Source organism: Caballeronia sp. LZ035 (assembly GCF_031451175.1).
Classification (GTDB): domain Bacteria; phylum Pseudomonadota; class Gammaproteobacteria; order Burkholderiales; family Burkholderiaceae; genus Caballeronia.
In genome coordinates this window covers 556432-574897 of the sequence record NZ_JARUXS010000002.1, presented here as the reverse complement: position 1 = coordinate 574897, position 18466 = coordinate 556432, and the positions used below count along the sequence as shown (strand labels likewise).

17 protein-coding genes are annotated in these 18466 nt (G+C 63.4%); 10 read left to right on the top strand and 7 right to left on the bottom strand.

The genetic code is table 11. The annotated features are described in order from the left end of the window. Positions 1-77 precede the first annotated feature (77 nt). The gene (locus tag QCE88_RS18170; protein ID WP_309904622.1) at positions 78-1025 is read right to left on the bottom strand and encodes a LysR family transcriptional regulator; all 948 of its coding nucleotides are present in this window, start codon (positions 1023-1025) and stop codon (positions 78-80) included. Positions 1026-1336: 311 nt separating this feature from the next. Here QCE88_RS18170 and QCE88_RS18165 point away from each other — a divergent pair, with 311 nt between their 5' ends. The 4 genes from QCE88_RS18165 (at position 1337) to QCE88_RS18150 (ending at position 4421) form a co-directional block, all read left to right on the top strand. Next, positions 1337-2683, top strand: coding sequence for an MFS transporter (locus tag QCE88_RS18165; protein ID WP_309904620.1), 1347 nt, complete (start codon positions 1337-1339; stop codon positions 2681-2683). Between the two features lie 6 nt (positions 2684-2689). Beyond that, positions 2690-3190: a hydroxyisourate hydrolase gene (locus QCE88_RS18160; protein WP_309904618.1), complete on the top strand. Its 501-nt coding sequence runs from the start codon at positions 2690-2692 to the stop codon at positions 3188-3190. A gap of 30 nt (positions 3191-3220) precedes the next feature. After that, complete coding sequence (gene uraH, locus QCE88_RS18155; protein WP_309904616.1) at positions 3221-3559, top strand: hydroxyisourate hydrolase; 339 nt, start codon at positions 3221-3223, stop codon at positions 3557-3559. Between the two features lie 616 nt (positions 3560-4175). Further along, positions 4176-4421 (top strand): PAAR-like domain-containing protein, encoded by a 246-nt coding sequence (locus tag QCE88_RS18150; protein ID WP_309906496.1) that lies wholly within the window; start codon positions 4176-4178, stop codon positions 4419-4421. A gap of 36 nt (positions 4422-4457) precedes the next feature. Here the strand turns inward: QCE88_RS18150 and QCE88_RS18145 are convergent, their stop codons facing one another. After that, on the bottom strand, positions 4458-6266 hold the full coding sequence (locus QCE88_RS18145; RefSeq protein WP_309904613.1) for a sensor domain-containing diguanylate cyclase: 1809 nt from the start codon (positions 6264-6266) through the stop codon (positions 4458-4460). A gap of 313 nt (positions 6267-6579) precedes the next feature. Between QCE88_RS18145 and QCE88_RS42070 the strand changes: the two genes are divergently transcribed. Next, positions 6580-6666, top strand: coding sequence for a hypothetical protein (locus tag QCE88_RS42070; RefSeq protein ID WP_409018188.1), 87 nt, complete (start codon positions 6580-6582; stop codon positions 6664-6666). Positions 6667-6750: 84 nt separating this feature from the next. Here the strand turns inward: QCE88_RS42070 and QCE88_RS18140 are convergent, their stop codons facing one another. The 5 genes from QCE88_RS18140 to QCE88_RS18120 all read right to left on the bottom strand — a co-directional run bounded on the left by QCE88_RS18140 (position 6751) and on the right by QCE88_RS18120 (position 12231). Then, positions 6751-6963 carry a hypothetical protein gene (locus tag QCE88_RS18140; RefSeq protein WP_309904611.1) on the bottom strand — a complete coding sequence of 71 codons (213 nt, stop codon included), beginning with the start codon at positions 6961-6963 and terminating at the stop codon, positions 6751-6753. A 339-nt stretch (positions 6964-7302) separates the two neighbouring features. Then, positions 7303-8634 (bottom strand): LLM class flavin-dependent oxidoreductase, encoded by a 1332-nt coding sequence (locus QCE88_RS18135; RefSeq protein WP_309904609.1) that lies wholly within the window; start codon positions 8632-8634, stop codon positions 7303-7305. 136 nt (positions 8635-8770) lie between these two features. Further along, positions 8771-9379, bottom strand: a complete 609-nt coding sequence (locus QCE88_RS18130) for a cytochrome c (protein WP_309904607.1) — start codon at positions 9377-9379, stop codon at positions 8771-8773. Next, entirely contained in the window at positions 9372-10592 is a 1221-nt protein-coding gene (soxC, locus tag QCE88_RS18125; RefSeq protein WP_309906495.1) for a sulfite dehydrogenase, read from the bottom strand. Before soxC ends, QCE88_RS18130 begins: the two co-directional genes overlap by 8 nt. A 280-nt stretch (positions 10593-10872) precedes the next feature. After that, positions 10873-12231: an LLM class flavin-dependent oxidoreductase gene (locus QCE88_RS18120; RefSeq protein WP_309904605.1), complete on the bottom strand. Its 1359-nt coding sequence runs from the start codon at positions 12229-12231 to the stop codon at positions 10873-10875. Positions 12232-12467: 236 nt separating this feature from the next. Between QCE88_RS18120 and QCE88_RS18115 the strand changes: the two genes are divergently transcribed. The 5 genes from QCE88_RS18115 (at position 12468) to QCE88_RS42065 (ending at position 18447) form a co-directional block, all read left to right on the top strand. After that, on the top strand, positions 12468-13295 hold the full coding sequence (locus tag QCE88_RS18115) for a MetQ/NlpA family lipoprotein (RefSeq protein WP_309904603.1): 828 nt from the start codon (positions 12468-12470) through the stop codon (positions 13293-13295). A 1130-nt stretch (positions 13296-14425) separates the two neighbouring features. Beyond that, positions 14426-16198 carry a hypothetical protein gene (locus QCE88_RS18110; RefSeq protein ID WP_309904601.1) on the top strand — a complete coding sequence of 591 codons (1773 nt, stop codon included), beginning with the start codon at positions 14426-14428 and terminating at the stop codon, positions 16196-16198. A 41-nt stretch (positions 16199-16239) separates the two neighbouring features. After that, positions 16240-16410: a DUF5993 family protein gene (locus QCE88_RS18105; protein ID WP_309904599.1), complete on the top strand. Its 171-nt coding sequence runs from the start codon at positions 16240-16242 to the stop codon at positions 16408-16410. 7 nt (positions 16411-16417) lie between these two features. Beyond that, the gene (locus QCE88_RS18100; RefSeq protein WP_309904598.1) at positions 16418-16990 is read left to right on the top strand and encodes a disulfide bond formation protein B; all 573 of its coding nucleotides are present in this window, start codon (positions 16418-16420) and stop codon (positions 16988-16990) included. A 44-nt stretch (positions 16991-17034) separates the two neighbouring features. Further along, a complete protein-coding gene (locus QCE88_RS42065; RefSeq protein ID WP_409018160.1) occupies positions 17035-18447 on the top strand; it encodes an alpha/beta hydrolase in 1413 nt (470 codons plus the stop codon). The last annotated feature ends 19 nt before the right edge of the window (positions 18448-18466 follow it).

The following is an 18466-nucleotide window of genomic DNA, read 5'->3' as shown; positions in this document are numbered from 1 at the left end:
TCGCGTCGAGTATAGGAAGCGCGCGCCGCGGCGGCGACGAGCGCCGTCCTATGAACCGCATAACAAATGCAAATACGCTAGCCGCGATGCATGTCGCGCAGATCGCGCAAGGTCTGCGCCGCCGTCGTGAGCAGGCCGCGCAGCCACACATGCGAGGCCGACCGATGCCGCGACGGATGCCATAGCTGATAGAAGCGCATGAATGGAAACTCGATCGGCGGCTTGAGCACGGCGAGCGGCAAATGCTGCGCGTGGTAATTGGCGAAGTGACGCCCGGTCGTCAGGATCAGGTCGGTGCCGGGAATCAGGCTCGGCGCGAGATTGAAGTACGGACAGGTCACGCGGTTGTCGCGATGCACGCGCATCGTGCTCAGTCCGGTTTCCACCACGCCGCGCTGGTCGCGCGAGTACGGCGCCGGCACGATGTGCGACGCGCTCAGATAGTCCTCGGCATCGAACTTGCCTGCTTTCGCATGGACGCTGTCCTGCGCGACGACGCATACCACATCGTCTTCCAGCAGGACGGACAGGTGCAGATGCTCCGGCGGGTTCGGCCAATTGCCGATGACGATATCCGCCGAGCCTTCCGACAACGCCTCCTCATAGTTGAACGACGCCGACAGCGGCATGGCAGCAATGCGCGCGCGTGGTGCAACACGCCGGAATTCGCGCACCACCTGGGCGAAAAAAGGCGGCGCAAGATAGTCCGGCATGCCGACGGTGAAGCTTTGTTCGGTCGTCGCGGGATCGAAATGGTCGTCGGATACGAGCAGGTTGTCGAGCGCGCTCAACGCCGCTTGCGCGCTCTGCGCGAGTTGCAGCGCGCGTTCGGTGGGCACCATGACGTTCTTTTCGCGCGTGAGCAGCGGATCGTTGAAGATCGCGCGCAAACGCTTCAGCGCCGCGCTGATGGCGGGCTGCGACTGGTTCATGCGGATGGCGGTGCGCGACACGCTGCGTTCGGCGATCAGCGCGCACAGCACGCGCAGCAGATAAGTGTCGAACGGGTCGTCGGCGCGGTTCATGGTGCCCCCTGCAGCGAGGAAAAGCATGAGTGATCGTGTATTTTGCCTGCGCCAGAGCGGTCAAGCGGCGCGCTAGGGTAATCCATGAGCAGGCAGCCGCACTCCGTCATCTTGCGCGGAGCCCCGCCGCACAAGGTTGCGCGGCCCATATTTTGATTGCTATAGGCTAAATCGGTCTGCCCGCGTAGGCGTTTCTTTTGGCGATTTCCATACTGCATCCATCACGCCGCACGATCAGCCGACGCTTCGGGCAAACGTCCCGGGCAATGCGCCAGAACCGTGCAGCGCAAACCGACTGGAAAGGAGAAACCATGTCGCTCATCAAGCAAGAGATGCCGGTCTTCGAGGCCGTTGCGGAAAGCGCGGAAGCCAGCGTCTATCGCAAGGTATCGTGGCGCCTGCTGCCGTTTCTCGGCGTGTTGTGGGTGCTCGCGTGGCTGGATCGCGTGAATATCGGCTTCGCCAAGCTGCAGATGCTGGACACGCTGCATTTCAGCGAAGCGGTGTACGGTCTGGGCGCAGGCATCTTCTTTCTCGGCTACTTCCTGTTCGAAGTGCCGTCGAACATGCTCCTGCAGAAGATCGGCGCCAAGAAGACCATCATGCGCATCACGATCTGCTGGGGCGTGATCTGCATGCTGCAGACAACCGTCTCGACGCCCACGCAGTTCTATATCCTGCGCTTCCTGCTCGGCGCATTCGAAGCCGGTTTCTATCCCGGCGTGATCCTGTACCTGACCTACTGGTATCCGTCGCAGCGGCGCGCACGCGCGTTCGGCACCTTCATGTCGGCTTCCGCCATCGCGGGCGTGCTCGGCGGCCCGCTCGCCGGCTGGATCATGACGTCGATGAACGGCATGAATGGCATGCACGGCTGGCAATGGCTGTTCGTCATCGAAGGCATTCCTTCGGTGCTCGCCGGGATCTTCGCGTTCTTCTACATGACGGACAAACCCGAGCAGGCGCGCTGGCTCAGCGACGCGGAAAAGCGCGTCGTGCAGGACGCACTCGAGCGCGATAACGCGGCAATGGGCGAACGCGGCCACTCGGTGCGCGAGCTCTTCACGAACCGCAAGGTGTGGCTGCTGATTGCAATTTTCTTCTGCCTGCTGTGCGCCAATTCCACGCTGACCTTCTGGATTCCGACCATCATCAAGGACCTCGGCATCAATACGCCGATGGCGGTGGGCTGGATCGCAGCGGTCGCGTATCTGTGCGGCGCGGTCGGCATGATCGTCAACGGCGCGCACTCGGACCGCAGCAACGAAGTGCGCTGGCACTTCAGCGGCGCGGCGCTCGTGGGCGGCATCGCGATGGTGCTGCTCGCGGTGCTGATGAGCATGAACGCCCTCCCGCCGATGATCGCGCTGCTCGCCATGACCGCATCGCTGATCGGCACCATGAGCGCGATTCCCGTGTTCTGGCAATTGCCGAACCGCTATCTTGCGGGGAGCGCAGCGGCCGTCGGCGTGGCGCTGATCAACTCGGTGTCGAATCTCGCGGGCTTCGGCGCGCCCTATGTGATGGGCCTCATCAAGAACGCGACCGGCAAGGTGTCGGCGGGACTGTATCTGGTGGCGCTCATCGAAATCATGGCGGCCGTGCTGGTGATCCTCTTCATCCGCACCCTGCGCGACAAGAACAAACAGGAGGCTTGATCGATCATGCAAGACGATTCGACTTTCGACGCAGGACGGCGGCGCTTCGCGGTCGCGCTCGGCGGCAGTGTGTTGATGGCGGCAAGCCCGCTCGGCGCGCAGGCGCAGACAGCGCCCAATCAGACCGGTGGTCCTGTTCAGCAGGACGGCCTGAGCCCGCGGCTCACCATGCACGCGCTGGATACGTGGCACGGTACGCCCGCAGCGGGCATGCGTGTCGAGTTGTTCCGCGTGGAAAGCGGCAAGCCGCAGTTGCTCAAGACCATCGCGCTCGCGCCAAGCGGTCGAAGCGAACCGCCGCTTTTGATCGGCGACGAATACCGCGCGGGTACCTATGAATTGCTGTTGCACGCGGACGACTACTTCGCCGCGCGCAAGGCCAGGCTGTCGCAGCCTTTGTTCCTGTCGAAGATTCCGGTGCGCTTTCGCGTGACCGACGCAAGCCAGCGCATTCACTTGCCCGTGCTGTTCGGACCCTGGAGCTACAACTACTATCGCGGCAGCTGACGCGGCGCGAGACGCAAGGAGAACCGCATCATGGCAGCAGGCATCACGACTCACGTACTCGACGTCGCGCTCGGCAAACCCGCGGCCGGCATGCAGATCGAACTCTACGACATGGCGATGCAACCGCCGGCGCTCATCGCCCGCATGCAGACGAATCGCGACGGCCGCACCGACACGCCGATCCTGCCCGCGGACAAGGCGCGTGCGGGCGACTTCGAACTGCGCTTTCACGTGGCGGATTACTTCAAGACACCGGACGTGTTCGCGGATATCGTGCCCGTGCGGTTTACCGTGGCCGAAGCGGCCGAGCATTATCACGTGCCGCTGCTTTGCTCGCCGTGGACGTTCGGGACTTATCGGGGCAGTTGACGATCTCTGCCTTGCAATCGGTCGATGCGTTCTGGAGCGGCGAATCATGTACTTCCAGCAGATCACGAATGCGGTCGCGCTCAAGGCACGCCAAGTCGATAACTCGCCGATTGCAGTCACCAGTGTCCGTCACTCTGGTCATCCGGCATGGTGAAAAGAACGCACCGAGACCCGCCTCGCCGCCGGCGGACACGACGCTCAGCGAGAGAAGCGCCGGGCTCCCGGAGATCCTGTTCGCGGCAAGGGCGCACGCCGCAGCCGCCATCAGCACACAGCCCACGCCCGCCAGCAAACCCCGAATGGTCATTTCGGCCGTGTTTCGGATGTGACACGCCGCGACGGTCCCGCAACGAAGCCGCAACCGCACGACCTTAATCCGTACTCATGCGCTCAACGACACCGAAAATGGCAAGCGCACGATAGCCCGTCCGGCCGTCAACCCCAACACTCACTGGAGATTGATCATGCCGATGACCTGCTACCTGACCCTCGAAGGTCAGAATCAAGGTGGTGCCGCGCGCGTGGCGGCTCACGCTCACGCGCACCTGTGAAGTCTGTTTGAACGAGCAGACCATCCCGCCGATCGTGGGCAGCCTGACGCCGACGCCCGCCGAGACTGTGCTCGTCTGCGACGCACCCGCCCTCAACATGGGACCCGAGATACCGCTTTACCAACGGTGATAAGGGCCGCGTGATGTCGGGGCTCATCATGGAGCCGGCACGCTTCGACGCAGGCAGCACGCAGGTGCTCATCGGCGGCAATCTCGCCGTGCGGCTGACCACGCCGACCTCGCACAATCAGAACAACGCGATCAGCGCGGTGCTGGTGCCGAGCCAGACGGTCGTGCTGATCTCGAGTTGAACGACGGACCGCAGACTGAGGCCGGCGCCGCAGCCGTCAGACTCGCGCACTGAACCGACGCGCCCGTACCGCCCTTTCAACCCGGTTCCTGCCTTTGCGCTTTGCTTCGAAGAGTGCTTCGTCGGCAACCTGCATCAGCGCTGCCCTCGAACATTCTTCGGGCGCGCTCGCTACCCCGATCGATGCCGTAACAGGACCCAGCGCCTGGCCATCGTGATCGACGGCCAGCGCAGCAATGCTCGCGCGAAGCGCTTCGGCCCGAAGCACCGCCTCTTCGGGACCGAGGCCCACCATCAGAACCACGAACTCCTCTCCCCCGTAGCGAAACACGAGGTCCGCATCACGGGCCGTCTGCCGCAGCACGCGACCTACGGCGCGCAAGACGGCGTCCCCTGCGTCGTGCCCGTGGTCGTCGTTGAAACGCTTGAAGTAATCGATGTCGATCATCGCGCACGACAACTCCAGACCTGCCCGCGCAGGCTCCGTGAGTTCATCGCGGAGCCAGAGATCCAGCTGCCGCCGATTGCGCAAACCGGTCAGGGAATCGGCCATTGCGAGTTCGCGCAGCGTATCGCGCAGATGCAGATTGTCCAGCGCCAGCCCCACGTTCTCCGCAAGCATGCGCAGGTACTCGTCGAACGAACTCTCTTGCTGCGCACCCTTCTCGTGTTCGAGATAAAGCATGCCGAGCGCACCGTGCTGCCCTGCAAGCGGCAGGCAGCATGAATCGGGAATGACGTCGCCTCGAAGCTGCAAATGCGCACACGGTACGTCGAGCTGATGGCCCACCGGACGATGCAGGCTGCCCCGACGAATGCCCCAGCATGCATCCGCCGGGAATTCGGTTGCTGAATGTTGGGGGTCTTTCCAGGAACAGGCGGCCACCATCACATTTCGATCCGCGTCCAGCAAATACAGCCGGCCGCTCGTCTGCGGCAGAAGTTCGGGTGTGAACCGCTCGACGACCCCGATCAGGTCTTGGGTGTCGTTGCAGCCATGCAGCCGCTGAGTCATGCGCGACAGCGCGTCACGCATGGCGCGATCGGCCTCTCGCTCACGCTCCAGACGCTGGCGCACCAGGCCGTTTTCGCGAAACACGCGCAATGCCTGCGCCATGTCGCCGATCTCGTCGATCCGGTCATAGCGCGGCGGTTCCACCGCGAAGTCCTGAGCGGCCAGCCGGTTCACCACGTCGCTCAGCTTGACGACCGGATGCAGCACACGCCGGCGGAAAATGAAGTACAGCACGAAGAGAAACACGAGTCCGGTCACGACCAGCATCGACTCCGCCACGAGCCGCCACGCTCTTGCTACTTCTTCGGCGCGTTGCACCGCGAGGTCGGTCCGTTGATCGAGACGATACTGAAAGCGCTCGACGTCCTGACGTATGCGTTCGAGCTCACGTCCGAATTCCGTGGAAAAAGCGATGTCGATCGCCTTGTTCCGGTCGCCGGCCGAGGCAGCGGCGAGCGCAGCCCGTTCGATGTCGCGCATCCCGTCGGCCAGACGCAGGGCGTCGTGCAGCGCATCGAGTTCATCGGCGCGCGCACCGGCATCGGCGATATGACGCGTGCGCTCCTCGACCGCGCCAAGCGACGACAGTTCATGTTGATAGGCGGCGAGGTCGGTGGGATGTCCGCTCACCACGTACTGCCGGGCAAGCGCACTGAGTGTGTTGACTTCCACGTCGAGGTTGGAGGTCGCCTGGTCGAGCGCATAGCGTTGCGCGACGGCTGCCCGCTCTGTCTCCTGGGCCGACGATGCCGCCAGCATGGCAGCGCCCGAGGCGAGCGTGAGGGTCACGGTCACCGCATAGGCCCAGTTCGTGATGGTTGATAAGCGCATGCTGCTCCTGCTGGTGTGACACGCCCGCTACGCGGACGGCAACGCCATTATGCGGGCATTTCTCATACTTTACGGTGCTTGGGGTCCTTCTCTTTCGGCCTGGATGCCTGAGAGGCCAGGGGTGTCGATCCTGACGTGTGGCATCGCGACGATGAGGCGTCCAGTCGTGTCAGTTGCTGCACTGACATCTTATGGAGGCAAACCGAATGGCGGATGCATCGAGGTCGATGCGGTGACCGCGGCTGGTCGCGCAGGCGAGGGCGAACGGCCCGGCGATGACGGCACGTAGGGACGAATCGGCAGGAAGCGCACGATGCCGTTGGAACTCGCTCAGACGATCCAGACGCTACGCAACCGGCATGGGGAGAATGAGGAAACCTTGTCGCTGTCCAATCAGTAACCACCATCTCTTGCGCGAGTGGTCCGAGACCAGATTTTGCAAGACGCGGTTCCGGCGAGGCACCGTGTTTGAGTCGCAGCCGATTCAGCCCGGCTCACTCCTCGCCCGCAGGGCTGCACATTGATTGAGAAGCTGCGTACGCCTTTGCTCCAGTTCGGCGCGACGCGCGTGAAGAAGTTGAAATTCTCGCTCGGTTCGCTCGAGGTGCATGCCGTCTTCGCGTGCTGCGAGCAAGCGCTCATGGCATTGATCCGATAACCGCCAGCATTCCGCGATCTGTCGTTCGACGAGCGTCATTTCTTCCTGTCCGGTCAAGCTTGACATCTTTACGCCTGCAAAAATAACCCGCTGATCGACACCTCGATACAGCGGGTTGTTCCTCGAATTGGCCCTGTGGGCTCTGTCGTATTGGCACCGTTCCATTCAATGTGGCGGTGCTGCTCTCTCAGGTTCGAATTGCTTATGTCGTACAAAAGATAGCTTACAGAAACATAAACTTTATACCGGGGTTAACCCTTTGCATCACAGGCAGACGCGTGTTGGGATGTCCAACTCACCTGGCAAGGGCACGGCAGGCTCGAGGTCGTGAGGACGCATCTCGTGGAAGACCGCGCGTTCTGAGCGTGGCCGTGCGCATCAGCGGCGCTCGAAGAAGCGGTTGCCCGGCCTCGGCAAGCCAAGATGCTCCCGCAGGGTCGTGCCCTCGTATGCGCGCCGAAAGAGACCGCGCCGTTGCAGCTCGGGCACCACCTTCCTGACGAAATCATCGAGGCCTTCGGGCAGAGACGGGAACATGACGTTGAATCCGTCGCTGCCCTCCTCGACGAGCCATTGCTCCATCTCGTCGGCGATCTCCTGCGCGGTTCCCACCATCTGCAAGCCGGAATAGCCGCCGACGCGCTGCGCCAGTTGCCGAACCGTCAGCCCTTCCGTGCGCGCCATCTCGATCACGCGTTCGCGTGCGCTTCTGCTTGCGTTGGTCTCGGGAATCTCGGGCAGCGGGCCATCGGGATCGAACGACGAGACATCGTGGCCGAGCGCAATCGACAATGAAGCGAAGCCGCTGTCGTCGTGCACGAAGGTGTCGAGCAAGGCGCGCTTCTCCTGCGCTTCGTCACGCGAATCGCCTACGACAACGAACGCGCCAGGCAAGATCTTCAGATGCTCGCGCGCGCGGCCGGCGCGTTCCATGCGGCCTTTGACATCGGCATAGAAGCGCCTGGCCGCCGCGAGATTCGGCTGCGCCGTGAAGACCGCATCGGCAGTCTCGGCGGCAAGCTGCCTGCCCGCGTCCGACGACCCCGCCTGCACCACCACTGGCCAGCCCTGCACCGGCCGCGCGATGTTCAACGGCCCGCGCACCGACAGATACGGCCCCTTATGATCGAGCACGTGCAGCTTGTCCGGATCGAAGAAGAGGCCGCTTTCGGTGTCGCGGACGAATGCGTCGTCGGCCCAGCTGTCCCACAGACCCGTCACGACGTCGTAGAACTCGCGCGCGCGTCGATAGCGTTCGTCGTGCTCCATGTGCTCCTCGCGGCCGAAGTTTCGTGCCGCATCCGGATTCGACGTGGTGACGAGATTCCAGCCCGCGCGCCCTTCACTCAGATGATCGAGCGACGCGAAACGCCGTGCGATGTGATACGGCTCGTCGAAGGTGGTCGACGCCGTCGCGACCAGCCCGATGCGTTCCGTCACCGACGCGAGCGCGGACAGCAGCGTGAACGGCTCGAACGATGTCGCGGTATGGCTGCGCTTGAGCGCGTCCACGGACATGTTGAGCACGGCGAGATGATCGGCCATGAAGAAGGCATCGAAGCAGGCGTGCTCGAGCTTCTGGACGAACTGTTTCAGATGCCGGAAGTTGAAGTTGGCATCGGGATACGCGCCGGGATAGCGCCATGCGCCGGTGTGCAGGCTGACCGGACGCATGAACGCGCCGAGATGGAGTTGTCGGGAGTGTGGCATCGCGGGGATGAAGGAGGGAGTGAGGTAGCGGGTCAAGTTACTTCAACTCGCGGAAACTCGCTCGATTGCGCCCGGCCTCATGAACCACCGGCGTTCGGGCACAACGGCGGGCACGCGTAAGCCGCCGGCATCCCGTTCAAAGATGTCCCGGCCGCGGGTCTGGAACGAATCCATCGCGATTGGGCATGCGGATGGCAGCCAGCGAACGGGCATCGAGAAGCGTGTCGTCGGGAACGACGCCGTTCTGATTCAGGATCCACGCGCTCAGCGCATACACCTCGTCCGCGCTCAACGATTGCGGCGCGTCATACGGCATTGCGCGGCGGATGTAATCGAAGAGTGTCGTCGCGTACGGCCAGTAGCTGCCGACCGTGCGCACCGGCTTCGCACTCGTGAGCGTGCCGCGCCCGCCGACCAGCTGGTCGCCGAGCACGCCCTCGCCTTTCGCACCATGGCACGCGGCGCACTTCGCCGCGAAGATCCGTGCACCGGTCGCCACGTCGCCGCTGCCCACAGGCAGGCCGTGACCGTCAGGTGCGACATCGATGTCCCATGCGGCGATGTCCGCGGCGCTCACGGGCGTGCCGATGGCGCTGATGGCGGCGCGCGGCGTCGCATCTGCGGCCGTGCCATGCGAAGCACGTCCGTCTCGGGACGGACCCGAGCAGGCCGCCAGAGAGAGTACCGTCAGACCCACAATCAAAGGGCGCAGGGAACGCAGGTTTGGAACGGCGTCGCTATGCATTTTTCACGCTGCCATCGGCGCCGATGCGCCATTGCTGGATGCCGTTGTAGTGGTAGTTCGAGTTCAAGCCGCGCGCGGCAACCAGCGCTTCGCGTGTTGGCTGGACATACCCGGTCGAATCCGTCGCCCGCGAGAGGATCGTGGCCGGTTCACCGTTCCACACCCATCCGGAATGAAAACGGGTGAGCGCACGATCACGCACCGGGCCATCGAGCCGCGCCGGTTGCCATGATCGCCCGCCATCGACGGACACGTCGACTCCTCGGATAGCGCCGCGTCCCGACCAGGCCAGCCCTACGATCGGGTAATAGCCATGAATCGTCAGCGTGTGCCCGGGCGAGGGCCGTGTGATGACCGATTTCGCGTCCATCTCGAACACGAACTGGCGGGCGCGGCCGTCGGCCAGCAAGTTCGTGTACTTTGACGTCTCCTCGCGCGTTTCGAGCGGGGCATCGACGAGCTTCAGCCTGCGCAGCCACTTGACATGGGTATTGCCTTCGAAGCCGGGGACCAGAAGCCGCAGCGGATAGCCGTTCTCCGGCCGCAGACGCTCGCCGTTTTGCGCGTACACGACGAGCGCATGATCGAGCACGCGATCGAGTGGCAGGCTGCGCGTCATCGCCGCCGCATCCGAGCCCTCCGCGAGGATCCAGCGGGGTTCCTGGCCATCGTTCGTAGCGAAGCCGCCAGCGGCCTCGATCAACGTCGAAAGCCGGACGCCGGTCCACTCGCAGCACGACAACAAACCGTGCGTGAGTTGCACAGGCAAGCCGCTCGGCCCTTTCCATTCGCTCGCGGTGTTGCCCGAACATTCCAGGAAGTGCACGCGAGATTCGGAAGGCAGCCGCAGCACGTCGTCCATCGTGAACAGCTTGGGCTCACGCACGAGACCATGGATCACCAGCCGGTGCCGATCCGGATCGATATCCGGCACGCCGGCATGATGGCGCTCATAGACGAGCCCGTTCGGAGTGATCGAGCCGTGCAGATCGGCCAGGGGCGTCAGCGACGAAGCCGCGCCCGGCACCGGCCACGCACGCGCCGCACGACGCACGACGCCGGACTCGTGCGGTGACGGTTGACCATAGGGCGGGTCGAGAATCGGTGCGCCGGGTACACGTGTCCACGGCTCGACGCTGAGCGGCTGCAAAAGTGCGGAGGCGGCATGCGCGTGCGGCGTCACGACTGCCGACAGCGCGAGACCGCCCAGCATCCGGCGTCGCGGCGAAGCGGGCGCTTGTGGGTCGGGCTTCACGGAAGCGCGCGACCGGATGGCGGAAAACGATGAGAAGCGCGGAATTTTCGGCATGCTCGATCAGTCGGTCAGAGGGGACAGCAGTCGGGCATCCAGGTATGCGTCGCCGTTCTGCGAGGCACAATCGAGATTGCGGCGATGCTAACGACGACGATGTTGTCGCTGTAAGCGTCGCTGCGACATTCATGGCCGAGTATGTCGCTCGGCGTGCCTTGGCCGTCCAGGAATTCTTGCAGCCTCAGCGGAAGCTTGCGCCCACATGCGGCGCTTGCAGATAAGGGCCCTCGCCCAGCAGCTTCTCGCGCAGCGTGCCTTCGGCATAGGCGGTCTTGTAAGCCCCACGCCGCTGAAGCTCAGGCACGAGATACTGGACGACATCGTGGAAGGTGCGCGGCGACTCCACCCACGCGAGATTGAAACCATCGATGCCCGTGTCTTCCATGAGCGACTGCAGTTCGTCCGCGACTTGCGCGGCATCGCCGACCACCACGGCGCCTCTTCCGCCGATCGCCACGAACTCCACGGCGTCGCGCACAGTCCATTCGCGCTCGGGGTCGAGCTTGCTGAAGGACGCGAGCGCCGACTGGCCGGCGTCCGTATCGACATAGCTCAGGGTGTCGTCTGGCCGATAGCGTGACAGGTCGATTCCCGTCCAGCCCGAGAGCAACGCAAGCGCCCCGTCATGGCTCGCCCGTTGCCTGTACGCTTCGTAGCGTTCCTGCGCCCGCTGGGCTGTCTCGTCGACGATCACGGTGAGCATGGCGAAAAGCTGAGCGCTGTCCGGTGCGCGTCCTGCCTGCTCCAGTTCCGCACGCATGGCGCGGGCCGAGGAGCGCAGGCCATTGCGCGTCGGCGCGCCGAGAAAGATGCACTCGGCGTGGCGTGCCGCGAAACGTGTGCCGCGCGCCGATCCGCCGGCCTGAAACAACAGTGGCGTGCGCTGCGGCGACGGTTCGCATTGGAAGATCCCTTCGCTTTCGAAGTAGCGGCCTTTATGCACGATCGGGCGCACCCGTTCGGGATCGGCGTACACACCGCGCTGCCGGTCGCGCGTGACCGCGCCCTCCTGCCAGCTTCCTTCCCAAAGCCGATAGCAAACCTCCAGGAACTCGTCAGCGCGATCGTAGCGTTCATCGTGGGCGCGCAGTTCCGTCTGACCGAGACTGCGCGCGCCGCTCTGCAGATAGGACGTCACCACGTTCCAGGCGACCCGGCCACGAGTCAGATGATCGAGCGTCGTGAAGCGCCGCGCGAGCAGATACGGCGACTCGTAAGCCACGGAAACCGTGACGCCGAAGCCGAGATGTCGCGTCGCATGCGCCATCAGCGGGATCAGCGGGACCGGATCGTTCATCGGCACTTGCGCGGCGGTACGCAGCGCCGCCGCGGGGCTATCGCCGAACACGTCGTAGATGCCGGTGACGTCGCCCAGGAACAGACCGTCGAACAGGCCTCGCTCGAGCACTTGCGCCAGATCGACCCAGTAGTCAGTGTCGAGATAGCCGACCGAACGGTCGTCGGGCGCCGTCCACTGACCGGGCGCAAGATGTCCGACGCAATTCATCATGAAGGCATTCAGGCGGATGTGGCGAGGCATGGCGGAGCGGCTGGCGGAACGTGAAAACCAGCGATTCTAGTGTTCGCCACGGGCGTCCCCAAACGCGCATTTGTCACACGCTTAGCAGCGCGCGCATGGAAAGGAAAGCACGAACGCCGATAGCGTCCTCTGCACGCGATGCAAGCAACGCGAGATATCCATAGCGTTCGAAGTTATTTGCGACCCTGCGCGCACCGCACTAGCATCACCTCTCTTCCAACTGACCACGCCTGCATATGAAGACCACCACGCCGATGAAGTCCGCATTGCTTTCGATCCTTCTTGCCTGGGGCGTGGCCTGTGTGCAGCCGGTGCAGGCAGCGAGCCAGACCGTTCGAGTCGGCATCATGTCGGGCGAGGACGAGGACGTCTGGCGCGCGGTCGCAGCCAATGCGGCGAGGCAAGGCATCACGGTGAAGATCACGACCTTCTCGGACTACACCCAGCCCAACGAGGCCCTCGCGCAGCACGACCTCGACGCCAATTCGTTCCAGCACAAGCCGTATCTCGATGCACAGATTCAGGCGCGCCACTACGACATCGTGCCGGTCGGGTTCACCTATGTGCAGCCGATCGGACTCTATTCGCGCAAGGTGAAATCAGTGGCGGACCTGCCGCAGAACGCGGCCATCGGCGTGCCGAACGACCCGAGCAACGAAGGCCGCGCCCTTCTGCTTTTGCAGGCCAATGGCGTCATCAAGCTGCGCGACAAGGTCGGCCCGCTGCCGACCGCGCGCGATATCGCCAGCAATCCCAAGCATGTGCAGATCAAGGAGCTCGATGCAGGCATCGTGGGGCGCGCCATTGGCGACCTCGATGCCGCCGTGGTCAACACCGACTGGGCCATCAAGGCCGGTATCAGGATTCCGCAGGAGCGCATTGCACAGGAGAGCGTGCCGGGCAATCCGTATCGCAATTTCATCGCCGTGAACGCGAAGGACGCACGGGCGCCGTGGGTGAAAACAATCGTGGACAGCTATCAGCAAGCCGATGTCGCCTCGACGATCCTGAAGGTCTATCACGGTGCAACGCTGCCTGCATGGGACGGCGCGCCGCAGAAGTAAGGTTTCACCGGGCGCCGCGCTTGCGGCTCCGGTGGAATGACCATCGCGAGCCGGTCGTGCCTCACCTCTCTGTTTCGTTCGGCACCCGTCGGGGCGATCAGCCAGTGTCTACCCGGAGCGCAAGCACAGAGGCAATCACGCCGCAGGGTTCATAAAGCCCGATCATCCCGAACGGCGTCAAGATCGCCGCCGACTTCAAGGGGCGTCACTCACACCGTCGCACACAGAGAGTCCGTCCGGCGTGCGCGCCGGCGAATGAATCGACATTCATCAGACCCACCATGTCGTCGGCAAAAGCCAGGCAGCCGCCCGCGAGAAAGGGCGCCCAGGACGCCGCCACATCAAAGGCGCCGCATTAGTACATCTGGAGGTCACCGGGCGAGCAGCGATCAATCCTTATCCACGTACCGATTGACTACGCGGCGAGGCTAACACTGTCGACTCGAGAATCGATCTTCGCAAAGAGGGTTGAGATCGCGTTCAACTGACCAGGCATCAGATGTCGAGAGGTCAGGATGTGCGTGACCCGTTGACGCCAGTAGTGCGGCGGAAAAACGGGACATGCGTGGGCCAGATCGAGAAAAACAACAATCCGCAAGTGCGCAAGCTCTGCGTCAATCAGACGAAGCTCGTACGCGCTCATGTGGGGCTGGGTCGACGTTTCCATTCAAATGGTAACGGCACAAGAAGGCTATTCTGTAGCGCCGGTTCGTGCGTGGGCGTCGCACTATGCTCACGGGCTTTTTTACGTCCCGCAAGGGTTGCATCGACCTTCCCCTCCCGCGCCCAGTCCGTCGGCGGCGGACACGCGCGGTCAAGCTGAGCGCGCCCCCAACGAGGGCCAGCGACCCCCGAACCTGCTCTGAAACAAAGCGGGCAAACGGCGACTCGGCTTTTGCCTTAAGCGTCGGAACATCGAGACAAGCTTGCTGGCCATTCAACCCTCCGCCAAGCCGCTGTCACTGGCACGCTCAATCGCGCATTCCACCGTATCAATCGCCAGCCTCGAATATCCGGCCATTCCCGACACCACACCTTTCAAATGAAAAACTTTTAAGTAATTGCATCAGATTTCTGAAAGCTTGCCGTTATTGAATCCATTCAATGCTATTCGTGGAAGAAGAACAAAAATGGAATCGGACGCACGCTTGATCGATCTGTTGCAACGCAAAGTCCTCGCGCATGCCGGGATCGGCCTTTTCGTCGCCAGCGCGGCGCTATCCGGCTGCGGCGGCACTGACCATACGCCGGCTTCGGTCAATTCGGCCATGATCAATGCGCCAGCCAGTTGCCAGTCGACCGCCGCGGTGGCCGATGTAACGGGCTATCCGATCTTCCAGGTCGACTCACGCAGCGCCGATATGTGCTCCGTCATCGCCCACTACAACGCCGGCTACGCCATCGTTGCCGATGCCGAAATCGACCCCTGGAGTCCGGCGGACCAGGCGCCGACCTTCGCCGCGCTCGACGGCGTGCAAGCCGTCGATCCCGCCTCCGACAGCCTGGTGATCAACTCGGTGCCGGCATCGTCCGCACCGCGAACGTCGAGCGGCGACGCGGTCACGCAACGCTTCGTACTCGCCCGCTCGACCGATGACAGCAACGCCCCGACCGAATGCGCGTACGCAGGCAGCACCGACCAGCTCGATGCCCAGGTCGACGACTGCCTTGCCACGTTGCGCGCGGCTCAGACCAACGGAAACGGAGCGAGCATGACCGCCGTCGCCACCGCGAAGTCCCAGCTGCGCGCAGTCGCGAAGGACTCGCAGGTGCCCGGCTTCGCCTTGCCGGACGACAACGCATGGACCCTGATCGGTTCGAGTCGTCAGACACTCCAGTTGAACACGCGCACCAACACGTACTTCGCGGACCAGGCCACAGGCAACGTGACGCTCAACCTGTCGGTCTTCCGGCTCAACTCCTATCTGAACGACGACTACTATCTCGTGCGCGCGGTATGGGCGGCCAATCCGCGTGTGAAAGGCGCCTGCGATTCCAGCTATTGCGGCTTCTTCAACAACGACCACACCCTCGCCTTCGATCTCACGGTGCTACGCAACGATAGCTCCGTGGCCGGCATCATCGAAGGTTCATGGCCGTCGACCCTGGTTCGCAACAAGTCGCGCTCGGAGAAAGTGGGCGCGGGACTGAAGGTCGGCGACAAGGGACCGGAAGCCAGCGTATCGAGCGAAGTGGCGACGAGCTATTCCTATAGCGCCGTCAACATCATCAACTCGTCGTCGGACGGACAGCTCAAGTTCTCGCTTTCGCACGCGACCTCGGTCGGATTCAGCTACGGCGGCGATCTTTTCGATGCCGATCCGACCACCGTGAACGGCGTCCAGATGACGGCCTGGGGCCTGTTCCGCATTCCCAACGACGGCAGCCCTCAAGCCAAACCCGACGACGTGCGCGTCACGGTGAAGGAAATGTCCGGCAACTTCGGCTTCTACCAGCGAGCCGGCGCATTCCCGATGGCCGTGCTGTTCAATTCGGCGTCGCTCTATGGTTATCGCAACGAGAAGCCCTACACGATCACGGCCTCGCCACCGGTTTTCGATGTGAGACTGCTGGCGAACAACGGCACCTATCAGTCCATCGATGCGGAGAATCCCACCCCGCTGCTGCTGAAGCCTGGACAGTCGACCACCGTCGATGTCTACGCCGGCGACGCCTCCACGCCTTACCGCCTGGGCTGGCAACTCGTCGATGCACCGTCGTGGCTGGTCACTTCCGCAGGCAAGGGTTCGAGATACGCAGGTTACAAGCGCGTCACGGTGAAGGCGAGCGACAACGCCACGGTCGGCTCGACGGACTACATTCGCTTCAACACGATGCCCGCCGCCGCAGCGCCCTCCACGCGAGGCGGACCGCTCGAGATCCCGGTGACCATCGTCAACTGACGCAACCGCGCGCAAGCCGGTCGATCGAGGAACGCACGCTCATGTATATGTTTCTGCCCTTTCTGCTGGCACTCGCGAACTGCGTGTTGCTGGGCGTTTCCCGTCTTCGCTCGCGCGTGGTCTGGAGCTACGCAATCTGGACCGTCACGCTCGTGGTGACGATCGCATGGTTCTTCCATCACGCGACCGACCCGCTCAACTTCTCTTTCTGACGCGACGATGGATACCTCCGACACGCCCCTCGAATCGATCGTAGGGAAGCTCAACATGCTCGGCCTGCTTGGCATATCGCTGATACTGGCGATCGCGTTCTACTATCAGTTCGCGCACGGTGAGCTGCCCTGTCCGCTGTGTCTCCTGCAACGGGCTGGCTTCATCGCGATCGGCATGGGTTTTTTGTTCAACTTGCGCGTCGGCGAGCGCGGCGCGCACTACGCGATGATTCTCGTCGGCAGTCTCGTTACCGGAATCATCTCGATCCGGCAAGTCTCGCTTCATTTGCCGCCCGGTGACGCGGGCTTCGGCTCGACCCTTTTTGGCCTGCATTTCTACACGTGGTCGCTGATCGCGACGCTCGGTGTCGTGTGCTATGTCGCGCTGATGTTCCTTGCGAAAGACGCGGCCGGCGAACGGCAGGCTATTCACGAGGCATCCGGGAACGGCAAGGCATCGCGCGCGATGTACGTGCTCTTCGCGCTGCTGGTCGCGGCCAACCTTCTTTCCACGGTGCTCGAGTGCGGCGCGGGTCAATGCGACGACAACCCGATCCATTATCAGTTGCTCAAGGACTGAAACGACACGCCGGGCGTGCGAATGCTCCGCTTCGACCAATCACCATGAAGATCCAGAATCTGCGCGGCTGGGTTCCGTACGGCCAGAAACGCCGGCTTGCCGCACTGACTGCCTTGCTCGTCGCAGCCGGCGCGAGCGCGGCCATTTATCTGTTATCGCCCGGTTCCGTGATCGCGGCCATGCCGCTGTTCGCCGCTGCCGTGTTCATCGAATGTGCGATCGGGCTGGCCCCTGCGATCTGGACATTCGCGCTGGCCCTTGGCATCGGCGGAATGCTTGTCGTGCCGCGCAGCGATGCCAGCGAACTGTTCGTCACGCTGCGTGCAGGGATCGTCGCCCTTGCGCTGATTCTGATGATCGAGGCATTGCAGCGCGCCCGATACGGCATGCGCCTTGTCGGATCGGTTGCGCGATCGCGCTACGAGATCCTCCTTCGCCACGACAACGCGCGTTCCCTGGCGGATCGGGCCATCGGGGAAACACCGCGACCGGAGCGGGACGCGGCCCTCCCTGATCCGGAGCACGCGCACTCGGCTCAACTATCGGCGGGAGCGTCCAGCGACGACTGGCGTCGCTGTTCCATCCATCTGCCGGGAGACGAGCACGCGGTCCTGCTGTTCCACGGCATGTCGAGTTCCCCGCTCGAATTGCGCTACCTGGCGCGCTTCCTCAACGACAAGGGATTCACCGTCCGCATTCCCATGCTGAACGGCTATAGCGTCGACTCGTCCGAGGGCAACATGGAGGAGTGGATCGAAGCGGCACTGCGCGAGTTCGACCTGCTCGCCGCGCGCTATCGCCACGTGTCGATCGGCGGGCTCTCGATGGGCGCGACCCTCGCGCTGCGGATCGCACAGGATCGTCCGCGCGCGCGTTCACTGGCCTTGCTCTCGGTCTCGCTCGCCTTCGACGGCTGGGCGATTCCGTGGTATCTCGATCTGATCAACCTGATGTATTACACGCCGCTGCGGCGACATTACCGCTATCGCGAGTCGGCGCCTTTCGGCCTGCGCAACGAGGCGCTGCGCGCCAAGGTCGCGCGCGCCGTCGCGCGCGATGCGCTGAGCGAGATCGGTCCGCCGTCGCTTTCGCTGACGGCCATTCATGAAGGCGGGCGTCTGATGTCATCGGCGGCTGCGGGCATTGAAGCGGTAAGCACCGCAACGCTCGTCGTGCAGGCCATCGACGACGACACCACCAGCCCGCATAACGCACTGCGCGTGCTGGACCGGATCAGCGCACCGACAACACGCGCGGTATGGCTCGACGACTCCTACCATATCGTCACCTCCGACAACGAGCGCGAACTGGTGGCGCTGGAAACGGCCGCCTTCCTGCGCGAGATGGAAGCGAATGCGGTGGCCAGCGGCGTGGCCTATCCCATCGCATCCAAGGCACTGGCACGCTGGAATCGCCGCAACGTAGACGCCAGAGCGGGCTCACGGCAAGCCGCCTGAAGCGGGAACGGCGGGCTCA